General features: G+C 66.0%; 20 protein-coding genes. 17 read left to right on the plus strand and 3 right to left on the minus strand.

Features of this window, described 5'->3' with window-relative positions; genetic code table 11:
- Nucleotides 1–82: 82 nt before the first annotated feature.
- The 13 genes from motA to FPZ54_RS06960 are packed head-to-tail and all read left to right on the plus strand — an operon-like array spanning nucleotide 83 to nucleotide 9,424.
- Entirely contained in the window at nucleotides 83–967 is an 885-nt protein-coding gene (gene motA / locus FPZ54_RS06900; protein ID WP_145845978.1) for a flagellar motor stator protein MotA, read from the plus strand.
- Nucleotides 942–1,274: an STAS domain-containing protein gene (locus FPZ54_RS06905; protein WP_145845980.1), complete on the plus strand. Its 333-nt coding sequence runs from the start codon at nucleotides 942–944 to the stop codon at nucleotides 1,272–1,274. The genes motA and FPZ54_RS06905 overlap by 26 nt, the downstream gene beginning before the upstream one ends.
- Nucleotides 1,271–1,636, plus strand: coding sequence for a response regulator (locus FPZ54_RS06910; protein WP_145845982.1), 366 nt, complete (start codon nucleotides 1,271–1,273; stop codon nucleotides 1,634–1,636). Before FPZ54_RS06905 ends, FPZ54_RS06910 begins: the two co-directional genes overlap by 4 nt.
- A complete protein-coding gene (locus FPZ54_RS06915) occupies nucleotides 1,633–3,804 on the plus strand; it encodes a chemotaxis protein CheA (RefSeq protein WP_145845983.1) in 2,172 nt (723 codons plus the stop codon). Before FPZ54_RS06910 ends, FPZ54_RS06915 begins: the two co-directional genes overlap by 4 nt.
- Complete coding sequence (locus FPZ54_RS06920) at nucleotides 3,801–4,292, plus strand: chemotaxis protein CheW (protein WP_145845985.1); 492 nt, start codon at nucleotides 3,801–3,803, stop codon at nucleotides 4,290–4,292. The genes FPZ54_RS06915 and FPZ54_RS06920 overlap by 4 nt, the downstream gene beginning before the upstream one ends.
- A complete protein-coding gene (locus tag FPZ54_RS06925) occupies nucleotides 4,289–5,170 on the plus strand; it encodes a CheR family methyltransferase (protein WP_145845986.1) in 882 nt (293 codons plus the stop codon). The genes FPZ54_RS06920 and FPZ54_RS06925 overlap by 4 nt, the downstream gene beginning before the upstream one ends.
- Nucleotides 5,167–6,213, plus strand: coding sequence for a protein-glutamate methylesterase/protein-glutamine glutaminase (locus tag FPZ54_RS06930; RefSeq protein ID WP_145845987.1), 1,047 nt, complete (start codon nucleotides 5,167–5,169; stop codon nucleotides 6,211–6,213). Before FPZ54_RS06925 ends, FPZ54_RS06930 begins: the two co-directional genes overlap by 4 nt.
- On the plus strand, nucleotides 6,214–6,603 hold the full coding sequence (locus tag FPZ54_RS06935; RefSeq protein WP_186456940.1) for a response regulator: 390 nt from the start codon (nucleotides 6,214–6,216) through the stop codon (nucleotides 6,601–6,603). It abuts the gene before it with no gap.
- A complete protein-coding gene (locus FPZ54_RS06940) occupies nucleotides 6,600–7,133 on the plus strand; it encodes a chemotaxis protein CheD (protein ID WP_145845989.1) in 534 nt (177 codons plus the stop codon). The genes FPZ54_RS06935 and FPZ54_RS06940 overlap by 4 nt, the downstream gene beginning before the upstream one ends.
- An 11-nt stretch (nucleotides 7,134–7,144) precedes the next feature.
- A complete protein-coding gene (locus tag FPZ54_RS06945; RefSeq protein ID WP_239019744.1) occupies nucleotides 7,145–7,465 on the plus strand; it encodes a hypothetical protein in 321 nt (106 codons plus the stop codon).
- Nucleotides 7,466–7,468: 3 nt separating this feature from the next.
- On the plus strand, nucleotides 7,469–8,320 hold the full coding sequence (locus FPZ54_RS06950) for a flagellar motor protein MotB (protein WP_145845990.1): 852 nt from the start codon (nucleotides 7,469–7,471) through the stop codon (nucleotides 8,318–8,320).
- 10 nt (nucleotides 8,321–8,330) lie between these two features.
- Nucleotides 8,331–8,780 (plus strand): hypothetical protein, encoded by a 450-nt coding sequence (locus tag FPZ54_RS06955; RefSeq protein WP_145845992.1) that lies wholly within the window; start codon nucleotides 8,331–8,333, stop codon nucleotides 8,778–8,780.
- Complete coding sequence (locus tag FPZ54_RS06960; RefSeq protein WP_145845994.1) at nucleotides 8,777–9,424, plus strand: PilZ domain-containing protein; 648 nt, start codon at nucleotides 8,777–8,779, stop codon at nucleotides 9,422–9,424. Before FPZ54_RS06955 ends, FPZ54_RS06960 begins: the two co-directional genes overlap by 4 nt.
- A 140-nt stretch (nucleotides 9,425–9,564) precedes the next feature.
- Here FPZ54_RS06960 and fliP read toward each other — a convergent pair whose 3' ends face one another.
- From fliP to FPZ54_RS06975, 3 genes are read right to left on the minus strand one after another with little or no spacing between them, the layout of a single operon-like run.
- Nucleotides 9,565–10,299 (minus strand): flagellar type III secretion system pore protein FliP, encoded by a 735-nt coding sequence (gene fliP, locus FPZ54_RS06965; RefSeq protein WP_145845995.1) that lies wholly within the window; start codon nucleotides 10,297–10,299, stop codon nucleotides 9,565–9,567.
- Nucleotides 10,292–10,741: a FliO/MopB family protein gene (locus FPZ54_RS06970; protein ID WP_145845996.1), complete on the minus strand. Its 450-nt coding sequence runs from the start codon at nucleotides 10,739–10,741 to the stop codon at nucleotides 10,292–10,294. Before FPZ54_RS06970 ends, fliP begins: the two co-directional genes overlap by 8 nt.
- Nucleotides 10,738–10,995 (minus strand): FliM/FliN family flagellar motor switch protein, encoded by a 258-nt coding sequence (locus FPZ54_RS06975; protein ID WP_145845998.1) that lies wholly within the window; start codon nucleotides 10,993–10,995, stop codon nucleotides 10,738–10,740. Before FPZ54_RS06975 ends, FPZ54_RS06970 begins: the two co-directional genes overlap by 4 nt.
- 110 nt (nucleotides 10,996–11,105) lie before the next feature.
- On the opposite strand from FPZ54_RS06975, the gene flgC reads away from it, so the two are divergent.
- From flgC to fliR, 4 genes are read left to right on the plus strand one after another with little or no spacing between them, the layout of a single operon-like run.
- On the plus strand, nucleotides 11,106–11,513 hold the full coding sequence (gene flgC, locus FPZ54_RS06980; RefSeq protein WP_145846000.1) for a flagellar basal body rod protein FlgC: 408 nt from the start codon (nucleotides 11,106–11,108) through the stop codon (nucleotides 11,511–11,513).
- A gap of 11 nt (nucleotides 11,514–11,524) precedes the next feature.
- Nucleotides 11,525–11,854, plus strand: a complete 330-nt coding sequence (gene fliE / locus FPZ54_RS06985; protein ID WP_145846002.1) for a flagellar hook-basal body complex protein FliE — start codon at nucleotides 11,525–11,527, stop codon at nucleotides 11,852–11,854.
- A gap of 9 nt (nucleotides 11,855–11,863) precedes the next feature.
- Entirely contained in the window at nucleotides 11,864–12,130 is a 267-nt protein-coding gene (fliQ, locus tag FPZ54_RS06990) for a flagellar biosynthesis protein FliQ (protein WP_145846004.1), read from the plus strand.
- An 8-nt stretch (nucleotides 12,131–12,138) separates the two neighbouring features.
- Nucleotides 12,139–12,897 carry a flagellar biosynthetic protein FliR gene (gene fliR, locus FPZ54_RS06995; RefSeq protein ID WP_145846005.1) on the plus strand — a complete coding sequence of 253 codons (759 nt, stop codon included), beginning with the start codon at nucleotides 12,139–12,141 and terminating at the stop codon, nucleotides 12,895–12,897.

The raw sequence follows: 12,897 nt of genomic DNA on the forward strand, positions 1-12,897 counted from the left end.
ATGCCCGATGCGTCCGGCACCCCCGCCCCCGCCCTATAATCCACGGAACTGCCGGTCACGGCACAGGGGAACGACTCTCATCATGCTTAACGGCGTCGGTTTCATCATCATTCTGATCTGCGTCTTCGGCAGCTTCCTGCTCGCCGGGGGCAAGATGGACGTGATCCTGCACGCGCTGCCGCACGAGATGATGGCAATCGGCGGCGCGGCGATCGGCGCCTTCCTGGTTTCAAATCCGATGCCGGTCGTGAAGCAGGCCGGCAAGGGCATCATGCGGTCCTTCAAGGGCAGCAAGTGGAAGGACTCGGACTATCGCGACCTGCTGACGCTGATGTTCGGGCTCCTCATGACGTTCAAGAAGGGTGGCGCCACGGCGATCGAACCGCATCTCGACACGCCCGCCGAAAGCAGCATCTTCAAACGCTATCCGCGTCTGATCGCCGATCACCACCTGATCGAGTTCATCTGCGACTATCTGCGCATGATGACGGTGAATTTCGAGGATCCGCATCAGCTGGCCGAGGCGATGGAAAACGATATCGAGGCGCATCACCATCACGAGATGCACCCGCAGCACGCGCTGCAGCAAATGGCCGACGGCCTGCCCGCGATCGGCATCGTCGCGGCGGTGCTGGGCGTCATCAAGACGATGGGATCGATCGACCAGCCGGTCGAAATCCTGGGCGCGATGATCGGCGGCGCGCTGGTCGGAACCTTTCTGGGCGTGCTCCTCTCTTACTGTTTTGTAGGCCCGCTGGCCGCCAAGCTGCAACAGGTGATCGAAGGGGACGGCAAGCCGTTCGTCATCGCCAAGACCGCGATCGTTGCCCATGCCCAGGGTATGCCCACGCAGGTGGCGGTCGAGATCGCGCGCCGTGCGACGCCGTCCGACAAGGCGCCATCCTTCCAGCAACTCGAAACCGCACTTGAGGAGGCGAAGAGTGACCTCGCAGCTCAACCAGCCTGACCCCGAAAATTTCGCGGGGGGCGTGATCGATCTTCCGGCCCATGGCGTCACCGTGACTGCCGAGGACCTGAAGGTGCGCCTCGTGCTCGCCGCCGATTTCGGAGGCGATCTGACCGTGGACGCCAGCACCGTCGAAAGCGTCGGCCAGGCCGTGCTCCAGCTGTTGCTGGCCGCGCGCGCGGAAACCGAAGCGTCGGGCCACCATTTCGTAATCCAAAACCCCAGCCCCGCCTTCCTGGCGCGGATCGAGGCACTTGGTCTGAGCGACCGATTGGGCCTGAGCCAGACAGAGGAACTGCAATCGTGAGCAAGCTCATTCTTACCGTCGACGATTCCGCCAGTATGCGTATGCTGCTCAAGGCATCGCTGAGTGCGCAGGGATTCCGGATTGAGGCCGCGAATGACGGTCGTCACGGGCTGGAGCGGATGCAGGAGGTCAAGCCCGACCTGCTCATCACCGATATCAACATGCCGGAAATGGACGGGTTCGAGCTGATCGAGGCGGTCCGCGCACTGCCGGAATTCCGCGGCACGCCGATCCTGGTGCTCTCGACCGAGTTTTCGGACGAGAAGAAGTCGCGTGCCCGCTCTGCAGGCGCCACCGGCTGGATCACCAAGCCGTTCGAGGCGGCGAAGCTGGGGGCGGCGATCCGCCGCGTCTGCCCATGAGCGACGATATGGACGATATCCAGGCGATCTTCTTCGAAGAATGCGCCGAGGGCCTGGCCGCTGCCGAACAGGGATTGTCGGCGATGCAGGCGGGTGATGTCTCGCCGGCGACCATTGCCGCCGTGTTCCGTGCAGTCCATTCGATCAAGGGCGGCGCGGGCGCGTTCGGCCATGTCGCACTGACCGCATTCGCGCACAAGTTCGAGAATCTGCTCGACGAAGTTCGCGCGGAGCGGATCGCGCCGACTCCGCCCACCGTGGGCGTGATGTTGTCGGCGCTCGACATTCTGTCGGATCACGTCGCCGCATCGCAGGGCTCTGCGACGACCCCGGACGACGCCGCTTCGCTCGCGGCGATCCAGGCGGTGCTGAACGGCGAAGCGGGCACTGTGCCCGCGTCGCCCCCCTCCCTTTCCCCCTCCCCGGCCCCGGTCGCGCCGGTCGAAGCCGCGCAACCGGCCGATGCGGACCCGTTCGGCTTTGAGCCGGTGAGCGTCGCGGTGGACGATTTCGATCTCGGCGCGATCATGGCGCCCGCCGAACAGGATGCGGAAGCCGAGCCCGTCGGCGAACCCGACTGGCGGGTCGAGTTCGGTCCCTCGCGCGAAGCGATGGCCGGCGGATCGGAACCCATGCTGGTGATCCGCGAACTTGAGGATCTGGGCGGTCGCGTGGTCGCGGTCGATTGCTCGTCGCTGCCCGCACTGCGCGATGTCGAGCCCGAAGACGCCTATCTGCGCTGGACGATCCAGCTGCCCGGCTGGACGCGGGAAGACAGCATTCAGGAGGCATTCGATTTCGTCGCGCCGGATTCGCATATCGCGATCGCCCGCTTTGAGACCGAGCGCACTCCCGCCACGACCGCGTCCGAAGAACCACGCGGCGGCGATGCCCGCGCGCTGATCGGCCAGATCGAAGCCGCAGCGCCCGGAATCGCCGCCGCCGCCCAGGCGGCCGAGACCCGGGTAACCGACAGCGCATCGCAGACGATCCGCGTCGATCTGCACAAGCTGGACAATCTGCTCAACCTGGTCGGCGAACTCGTGATCCGCAACTCGATCCTGTCCGATCGCCTGAGCGCCAAGGATCAGGAGCGCGTCGAACTTCCCGAACTCGCCCGGCTGACGCGCGAGATTCAGGACAATGTCATGTCGCTGCGCGCGCAGCCGATCAAACAGGCGTTCAGCCGGGTGCCACGCATGTTGCGCGACCTGATGGCCGAGACGGGCAAGCAGGTGACGCTCCAGACGTTCGGCGAGACCACCGAAGTCGACAAGGGCGTGATCGAGAAAATCGGCGACCCGCTGACCCATCTCATCCGCAACGCCGTCGATCATGGGCTGGAAAGCCCCGAGGAACGGCTGCGCGCCGGCAAGTCCGCCGAAGGGACGATCCGCTTGTCTGCCGAGCAGAAAGGCGCCCGGATCATCGTCACGGTCGCCGATGACGGACGCGGCATCGACCGTGCCCGCGTGCGCGCCAAGGCCATCGAAAAGGGTATTATCCCCGCAGACGCGGCGCTGAGCGACGAAGAGATCGATCAGTTGATCTGCGCGCCCGGCTTCTCGACCGCTGCGACGATTTCGAACATTTCCGGCCGAGGCGTCGGCATGGACGTGGTCCGCTCCAACGTCGAGGCCCTGGGCGGTCGTGTCGAGATCAGTTCGACCCCGGGCAAGGGCACCAGCTTCACCTTGGTGTTGCCGCTGACGCTGGCGATCCTCGACGGCATGGTCGTGCGCCTCGCGGGGCAGCGCTTCGTGCTGCCGCTCGCCACGGTTGTCGAGGCGATCCGCCCCGAGCCGGGCCAAGTCAGCGCGACGACCCCCGACAATGAGGTGATCGAGATTCGCGGCGAGTATTTGCCCGTGCGCCGACTGACCGAAGTGTTCGGCCTGCACGCGAACGAAGACCGCCCCGTCCACGAAAGCCTCGTCATCATCGTCGAGAGCGAGAGCGCCGGCCGCGTCGGCCTCCTCGTCGATACGATCGACGACCGGCGCGAGGTGGTCATCAAGAGCCTGGAGCAGAACCTCCACCCGATCCGCGGCCTGGGCGGCGCCACCATCCTCGGCGACGGCTCGATCGCGCTCATCCTCGATGTCGAGGCGCTGGTCGCCTCCGCCGCCAGCCACAACCGCAACCTCATGAGAGGACTAGCAGCATGACTGAACAAGAAACCCCCGCCGACGAAATCAAGATCGTCACCTTCACCCTGGGCGCCCGCCATTTCGGCATCGACATGCGCTCGCTGATCGAAATCCGCGAATGGTCGGAGCCGACCCCGTTGCCCAGCGTCCCCGGATATATCCTGGGCGTGACCAATTTGCGCGGCACCGTCGTGCCGGTCGTTGGCCTTGCCGAGCGGCTGGGCTGGACGCCGAGCACGATCCATGCACGCTCCTGCGTGCTGGTCGTCAACATTGCGGGCAAGCAGGCCGGTTTCCTGGTGGACGAGGTCGACGACATCGTCGCCATCCAGGAGAGCGCGATCCAGCCCGCGCCGGATGTCGAGCTTCAGGAAGTCAATGTGATCTCCGGTCTGGTCCAGATCACTGCCCGCGCGCGCGACGGCAGCGAGCCGAAGCCGCAAATGGTGCTGTTGCTCGATCTCGACGCGCTCGCCATCACCCGCCACCTGGACATGGCCGCATGACGACAGCCTCGCTGGCGCCTGCGCCGCTGAACCCGCTGCTGAGCGACGGTGGACCGGCGCTTGGCGACAACGAGTTCGCGGCGATCGCGCGGATCATGATGACCGAGGCGCGGATACACCTCCCGCCGACGAAAAAGGTGCTGGTGCATTCGCGCCTGTCCCGCCGCCTGCGCGAGCACCGCCTGGCCTCGTTCAAGGACTATATCGCCTTTGCCGAACGCGATGCGGAGGAACTGCGGCTGCTGGTTACGGCGCTGACCACCAACCACACGCATTTCTTCCGCGAGAGCCATCATTTCGATCATCTGCGCGACGTGCTGCTTCCTCAGCTCAAGCGCGACCCGGCCCGTTCGCCCGTGCGGATGTGGTCGGCGGGATGTTCGAGCGGCGAGGAAGTGTACACGCTGGCGATGACGCTTCTGGGCACCGAACGTAGCGAGGCCGAATGGCTGCGTGGACGCGACCTGCGTCTGCTCGCCACCGACATCTCGGAACCGGTGGTGCGCGCCGCCGCCGAGGGTTTCTATGCAGAGGCGACCGCCGATGGCGTTCCGGAACCCTATCGTCGCGCCTGGATGGTCCGCGAGGGCGCGGGCTATCGCATGGCCGATACCGCGCGCGCATTGGTGACCGCCAAGGTGCTGAACCTGTTCGGCGAATGGCCGATGAAGCAGCGTTACGACGTCATTTTTTGTCGCAATGTCATGATCTATTTCGACGATACCGCGAAATCCGAGCTGGAAGCCCGGCTCGTCGAGATGCTCAAGCCCGGCGGCTTCCTGTATATCGGCCATAGCGAGCGTCTGATCGGCACCGCCGCCGAGCGGATGCGCAGCCGCGGCAACACCATCTATCAGCGCACGGACGGTGCCGCATGAGTCCGATCCGCGCCCTGATCGTCGACGACAGCGCATCGATGCGCGCCGCGCTGACGCGCATCCTGTCCGGCGACCCCGAGATCGAAGTTGTCGGCGCCGCGCCCGAACCGCACGCCGCGCGCGAGATGATCAAGGAGCTCAATCCCGATGTCCTGACGCTCGATGTCGAGATGCCGGGAATGGACGGCCTTTCTTTCCTCGAAAGGATCATGCGGCTTCGGCCGATGCCGGTCGTAATGTGCTCGTCGCTGACCGCAGCGGGCGCGGAAGTGACGATCGAGGCGCTGCGCCTGGGCGCGGTCGATTGCATCGCCAAGCCCGCGGGCGGCCCCGCCGAACTGGTCGCGGGCGCCAGCCAACTGCGTGAGATCGTCAAGGGCGCGGCCCGCTCACAGACCCGGCGCATGGCCCCCCCCGTGCGTGCGGTGCAGCCCACCGCGTCCGCCCAGACACCGTTTCGCGACGTCGTGATCGCGATCGGCGCGTCGACGGGCGGGGTGGAGGCGCTGTTCCATCTGCTCGACGCCTTCCCTGAAAACGCCCCGCCGGTCTTGGTCGTCCAGCATATGCCCGCCGCCTTTACCGCGAGCTTCGCCGCGCGGCTCGACCGCAGCTGCGCGGTCAGGGTGGTCGAGGCGACCGACGGCGCACCGTTGAAGCCGGGAACCGTCTATATCGCCCCCGGCGGATCGCATCACATGACCCTGGACGGGGGCACGCGCGGTCGAATCAAGCTGGTCGCGACCGACCCGGTCAACGGCCATCGCCCCTCGGTCGACATGCTGTTCAACTCGATCGCTCCGCTCGGCAAGGCCGCAGTTGGCGCGATCCTGACCGGCATGGGCAATGACGGGGCGGAAGGGATGCTGGCAATGCGCCGCGCAGGCGCCCGCACCTTCGGCCAGTCGCGCGAAGACTGCATCGTATGGGGAATGCCGCGCGCCGCGCTGCTCGCCGGTGGCGTCGAAACCGAATCCAGCCTGTCCGCGATGGCAGGCGTCATCCTCGCCGCCGCGCGCGGCGCCAAGCATCAGGAGCGTTGAATGCCCGCCGCGTCTGCAATCCGGGTCATGGTGGTCGACGACCAGACGAGTATGCGTGCGATGATCCGTCGTGCGCTTCAGGATTTCGGCTTCAAGGACATTCGCGACAAGGCGAGCGCGCCCGAGGCGCTGTCCGCGATCCGCAACGACCGCGTTCACCTCATCATCTCGGACTATAACATGCCTGAGATGGACGGACTCGAATTCCTGGCGACCGTCCGCAAGGACGAGGTGCTGGCGAAGACCGTCTTCATCATGCTGACCGGTTCGTCAGACCGGGAGGTGGTGCAGAAGGCCGCCGCGCTGGGCGTGAACAACTATCTCGTGAAGCCCTTTGCGCCCGCCGCGCTGAAGGAGAAGATCGAGCGGGTCTTCGGCGCGCTGTCATGACGCTCGCCACGCGCAACCGCGTCACCATCATCCAGGGCGAGTTCAAGGTCCTGTCGCAGCCCGACACGGTCATCTCGACCCTGTTGGGCTCGTGCATCGCCGTGTGCCTGCACGATGCGGTGGCGCGCGTGGGGGGTATGAACCATTTCCTGCTCGGCGAGCCAAGTCCCGATCATCGCGTCAGCGAGGCGGACCTGCAACGCTATGGCGTCCACGCCATGGAATTGCTGATCAACGGCATGATGAAGGCGGGGGCGGAGCGGCCACGACTGCGCGCGCATCTCTATGGCGGCGCCAACATCATCGCCGGACTGGGTGGCATCGGCACCGCCAACGCCGCGTTTGCCGTGCGCTTCCTGCAAACCGAAGCCATCGCAATCGGCCATAACGACACCGGCGGCACGCGGCCGCGCAAGATCGAGTTCCGTCCTTATGACGGCAAGATCCGCTGTCACTATGTCGCCGAGCCGCCGCCCGTCACCCTCCCCGCCCGCGCCCCCGTGCACGGCGGCGAGATCGATCTTTTCTAAAGGGCCTGACCATGGAAAATCCCATTCCCCCGATGCAGGAGCCCCGCAACGAACAGCTGGTCAACGCGCTGCACGGCGCCGTCGCGGGCGAATTGCGCCATGTGCGTGCGCTGATCGAGGAACTGGCATCGGTGCTGGTGGCGGACGAACATTTCGTCGAACGCTATCTCGATCAGCTTCAGGCCTTCGACCTGCTGGTCCAATGTACCGAGGAGAGCGCCGCAGTGCTCGACCGGCTCGCAGCCGGCGCTTGCACCCGCACGGCGATCGCGCCGGTTCGACTGGGCCAGGTGCAGGCACGGCTCCAGGCGGCGCTGGCGCCGGGACTCTGACCGATGGCCAGCCACGCTCCCAATGCCCGGCCCATCGTCATCCGCAAGGTAAAGAAGGTCGTCGGTGGCCATCATGGCGGCGCGTGGAAGGTCGCCTATGCCGATTTCGTCACCGCGATGATGGCGTTTTTCATGCTGCTCTGGCTCATCAGCAACCCTGAGAAGGAAACGCTGAAGGGTCTGGCGGAATATTTCTCCCCCGGCCCGCCGATGGTGGGTAGCGCGGGCGCCGCAGCGGGCGGGGCCCAGGCGGGTTCGGGCGGTCATGGCCGCGCCAAGAGCGCCGAGGCGGCCAAGGCGAGCGGCGTGCCGGCGATGGAGGCGCAAAGCACCGGCGTCGCGCGGGGCGGCTCAGCAACGATCCCCGACGCCTCGTTGCGCGTGCTGGCCCAGGAAATGCGGCTGTCGCTCGAATCGGCCCCAACCGACTCCGAAACCCATGCAAAAGTGGAATCGGACGAGGACGGGCTGCGCATCACGCTGATGGACAGCGTCCGCCAGCCAATGTTCCACCCCGGTACCGCGAAACTAAACGATTTCGCGCGCCGTCAGCTGGGCGCGGTCGCGGAAAAACTGACCCGATCCGGCGCGCGGTTGACGATCGAGGGGCATACCGACGGCAAGGGCGGGGAGAGCGAGGCCAATTGGCGCCTGTCGGGCGAGCGCGCCCTCGCCTCCCGCGCGGTGCTGCTCGCGGGCGGCATCACCAGCGACCGGATTGCGGGCGTCGTCGCGCGCGGCGCCAGCCAGCCGCTTTACCCGGGCGAACCCGATCGTGCCGAAAACCGGCGCATCACCATCATCGTCAAGGGCGAGGCACCACCGACCCCGGCCGATGCGAGCTTCAAGATGTGAGGGTCGAACCGTGAAGAAGATCCTGTTCCCCCTCCTCCTGCTGATTATCGGCGCGGCAATCGGCGCCGGAAGCGGCTATGCGACGACTCTGATCGTCGGCACCCCGGCCCAGGCGTCCGCAGCGGCGAAACCCGCCGAGCCGGAAATGCCCGGCAAGTTCGTCGCGCTTCCGCGCATGACCGCGCCGCTGGTGCTGAAGGACGGCAAGCTGTCCGGCTATGCGGCGTTCGAAGTCCAGCTGGAAGTCGGCGAGGACGATGTCGACATGGTCACCGCGCGGCTCCCTTTTCTTCAGCACGCCATCAATCTGCGCACCTTCCGCATCCCGCTCGCCGCGGGCGCGGATGGGATGCTGCCCGATCTCGACAGTTTCCGCCGCATCGTCATCGAAGCGGCACGCGAGGCGATCGGGCCGGACAAGGTGCGCAAGGTCGCAGTCACCAAGGCGGAGCCAGCATGATGTTTACCCAGGAACCCGATACATTGCCGCCGTTCGAGCCGGAAAACAGCGTCCAGGACCGGCGCGCGGATGCCGACACGCGCCTTGTCACGACCTTGCTGGTCGGTCGCCTGGTTACCGCGCGCGGCGATGTTGTGTGCCGGGTGCGCAACATTTCCGCCAATGGCGCGCGGATCGAGTGTGCGATGCCCATGAGTCGGGGCGACCGGGTCCAGCTGGAGCTGCGCGGCGCCGAATTGCTGGAGGCGGAGGTCGCCTGGGCCCAGGGCGGTGCGACCGGACTGCATTTCCATTCGCCGGTGCCGAGCGAACTGATCCTGAAGCCCACCCCCAAACAGCGCGGCTGGCACAACCGGCTGCCGCGGCTCGAAACCGAATGCGCGGTGCTGGTCACCTGCAACGGCCGCCGCCTCGCCGCGACACTACGCGACATCAACCAGCGCGGGATGCGGATCGACGGCCTGTCGATGACGCTGATCGACGGCACCCTGTCGGTCCATGTCCCCGAACTGGGCACGGTCAATGCCGGGCTGCGTTGGCAACGTGACGGCGCGGCCGGGCTTCAGTTCGTGACGCCGATCCGGTTCGAGACTTTGTCCGCCTGGCTGGTCGATCCGGCGCGGCGCTTTGGGCGGCGGTCGTAGAGTCGTTTTCAGCTTCGTTGAATCGGCACCGGCCCGCTCCCCCACCCGGCCACCCAAAGGATACTGTCGCTGGGTGGCCGGGTGGGGGAGCGGGCCGGTGCCGAAACCGGTTCAGCTTTGCTGAAGCAGGCTTTAAAACCCTAACCCGACCCGAAACTTCGGATCAGGCTGCCCGCGACCAATGCCCAGCCATCGACCAGCACGAAGAAGATGATCTTGCACGGGAGCGCGATCGTCGTCGGCGGCAGCATCATCATACCCATTGCCATCAGCACCGCCGATACGGCGAGATCGATGACGAGAAAGGGCAGCAGCAGCAGGAAGCCGATCTCGAACGCGCGGCGCAGTTCGGAGATCATGAAGGCCGGGACGAGCGTGCCGAGCGGCACGTCCGCCCGGGTCTTGGCAGGTTCCGCAGCGAGGCCGTTGAATAACGCGATATCGTCGTCGCGCACCTGGCTCAGCATGAACTTGCGGAACGGTTCGGCGGTCTTCTCGAACGCGACATCCTCGCTGATCTTGCCCTCGGTATAAGGCTTGATGCCCACGTCCCATGCCTGGGTGAAGGTCGGCGTCATCACGAACATCGACAGGAACAGCGCCAGGCTGATGATGACCGGGTTGGGCGGCACACCCTGTGCGCCAAGGCCCGTGCGCAGCAGCGACAGCGCCACGACGATGCGGGTGAACGACGTCACAGTCATCAGGATGCCCGGCGCAAGGCTGAGGACGGTCAGAAGCGCGACCAGGCCGATCGCCTTGCCGCTCATCGACCCCTCCCCGCCCAGTCCGAGCCCCACAGACGGGGCAGCGGCGGCGGCGGTCGGGATCAGGATCAGGGTCGCCGCGAACGCGATGCGCAACAGCTTATGCATGACGGGCCAGCCGGGCGCTCGCGAAATTCTGGATGCGGTGGAGGTTGCCGAGAAACGCGGTCGATCCGATGTCGCCAGTGCCATGCGCTTCCGCGTCGAACGACGGCAGCGCCGCCACCGGCTGCGGCGCGGCGGTACGGGCGATCCGCAGCTCTGGCCGCAGTTCGGGCGCCTCAGGGCGCGGTGCGGTGAGAACCACATTCCCCTCCGGCGCCATCAGCACCAGATGCTCGACATTGTCGCGCCGCACCAGCAGCAGCGAACGCTTGGGATCAACGCTCAGCCGTTCGACCACCGCAAGACGACGCTCGTCCACCCCACCCCCGCCGATCCGACCGGGCAGACGCAGGTTGAAGCGGCGCACCGCCCAGAGCGATCCGGCCAGCAGGCCGAGCACGATCGCAAGCGCACCGAACATGCGCAGCAACGCCAGGATTGTCATGCCACGATCCGTCCGGGCAGGACTTCGCTGATCTCCAGCGACATATGCTCGCCATTGACGATCACCCGCCCCTTCGCGACCAACGTTTCATTGACATAGACCAATGTCGGGTCGGCATCGCTGCTGTCGAACGCGACGATCGCGCCGCGGCTCATCTTCAGCACCTGGCGGATCGGGAGCCGGGTCGATCCCAGCACGATCGACAATTCGACCATGATATCGTTGAGCACAGCTGTCCCCTGCGTGTTCGTCATGCAGCATTTATAGGGGGCAGAATTTGCCGCCGGTCCGACCGGCCCGGAAAATCTTGCCTATAAGATTTGTGTCGGCGGCAATTCCTGCCCGCCGCGCCGGAAATGCGACCATGGATCTCAAAAGCTCCGTTTCGGTCTCCGCATCGGGCCTGCGCGCGCAATCGCTGCGTATGCGGGTGATCGCGGAGAATTTGGCCAATCAGGGCTCGGTATCGCAGACGCCGGGGGGCGATCCCTATCGCCGCCGCGTCGCGACCTTTTCCGCCCAGGTCGATCGCGCAAGCGGCGCGACCAAGGTCGAGGTTAAGGGCGTCGCGTCCGACAAATCCGCCTTTCAGCGCGTCTATCAGCCCGGCAACCCGGCCGCAGACGCCAAGGGCTATGTGCTGATGCCCAACGTCAACAGCCTGGTCGAAAGCGCCGATATGAAGGCGGCACAACGCTCCTACGAAGCCAATCTCAGCGCGATCGAAGCCGCCAAGGGCATGACGATGCGCACCATCGACCTGCTGAAATAAGGAACGCCGCAATGTCCATCGGATCGCTCGACGCGCTCTCTGCCTATGGCCGCGCCGCCGGTGTCTCGCCGCTTTCGCGCGGTCCCGGGATCGGTGGTCCCGGCAGCGCCGACGCCCCCGTATCGGGCGGGTTCGGCCAGCTCGTCCAGGATATGGTCGGCGAGGCATCGGGAAGCCTCAAGGCTGCCGAGACCGCATCGGCGCGCCAGATCGCGGGCAAGGGCGACCTGATCGACGTGGTCACCGCGATGGGGGCCGCCGAAGTCGCGCTGGACACCGTGGTCGCGGTGCGCGACCGGGTGGTCAATGCCTATTCTGAAATCATGCGGATGCAGATCTAGGCGCCGCACATGGATGCCGCTTCCGCCATCGAGATCGGCCGCGCCGCGCTGATCCTGACCCTCACCGTCTCCGGTCCGCTGCTGTTCGCGGCGCTGGCGACAGGTGTCGTCATCGGCCTGCTTCAGGCGCTGACCCAGATCCAGGAACAGACGCTCACCTTCGTGCCAAAGCTGATCGTGATGGGCATCACGCTGCTGCTCAGCTTTCCGCTGATCGGCTCGGCGCTCGGCGATTTCATGCGGGTGCTCAGCGACAAGATCGTTCAGGGCGGCTGAACCCGGCGATGATCGCGGACCTGCCCCTTCACGCCACCGCGTTCCTGATCCTGTTCGCGCGGGCGGGCGCGGTGGTGATGCTGTTGCCGGTCTTTTCCGAAGACGCGATCCCGGCGCAGATCCGGCTGTTCGCGGCGATGGGGATGACGCTGGGGCTATGGGGATTCCTGTCGCCAACGGTCGCGCCGTTCGCCCAGGCGAAGGATCTGGCGCTGGCCGCAATCCTGGTGCCGGAGATCGTCGTCGGACTGGCGCTCGGCCTTATTATGCGGATGATGTATCAGGCGATCTCGATCGCAGGATCGCTCATCAGCCTTCAGATCGGCCTCACCTCCGCCGTCATCTTCGACCCGGGCCAGTCGGGCCATGCGCCGATCCTGTCGCGCTTCGTCGGCGTCGCCGCCGCGGTCGTCTGCTTTGCGATGGCCGTCCATCATCTGTGGATCGGCGCGATCATCAAATCCTATCGGCTCTTCCCGGTCGGCGTCTTTCCCAACACCGCCGATTTCGCCGACCTGGCGGTGCGCGTCGCCGGCAATTCGCTCGCGCTCGGCGTATCGCTGGCCGCACCGCTGCTCGTTTATGGGATCGTCTTCAACGTCGTGCTGGGTCTGGTCGCACGCGTCGCGCCCGCGTTGCAGGTGTTCTTCATCGCCCAGCCCCTCAACCTGCTGCTCGGCGTCACGATAACCGCAGCGACGCTCGGCGCCGTGCTGATCGCCTTTGCCAATAGCCTGGCCGGCTGGATGAACGCGGGCTGGAGCTGA

Origin of the sequence: Sphingomonas suaedae (assembly GCF_007833215.1) — a bacterium.
Classification (GTDB): Bacteria; Pseudomonadota; Alphaproteobacteria; order Sphingomonadales; family Sphingomonadaceae; genus Sphingomonas; species Sphingomonas suaedae.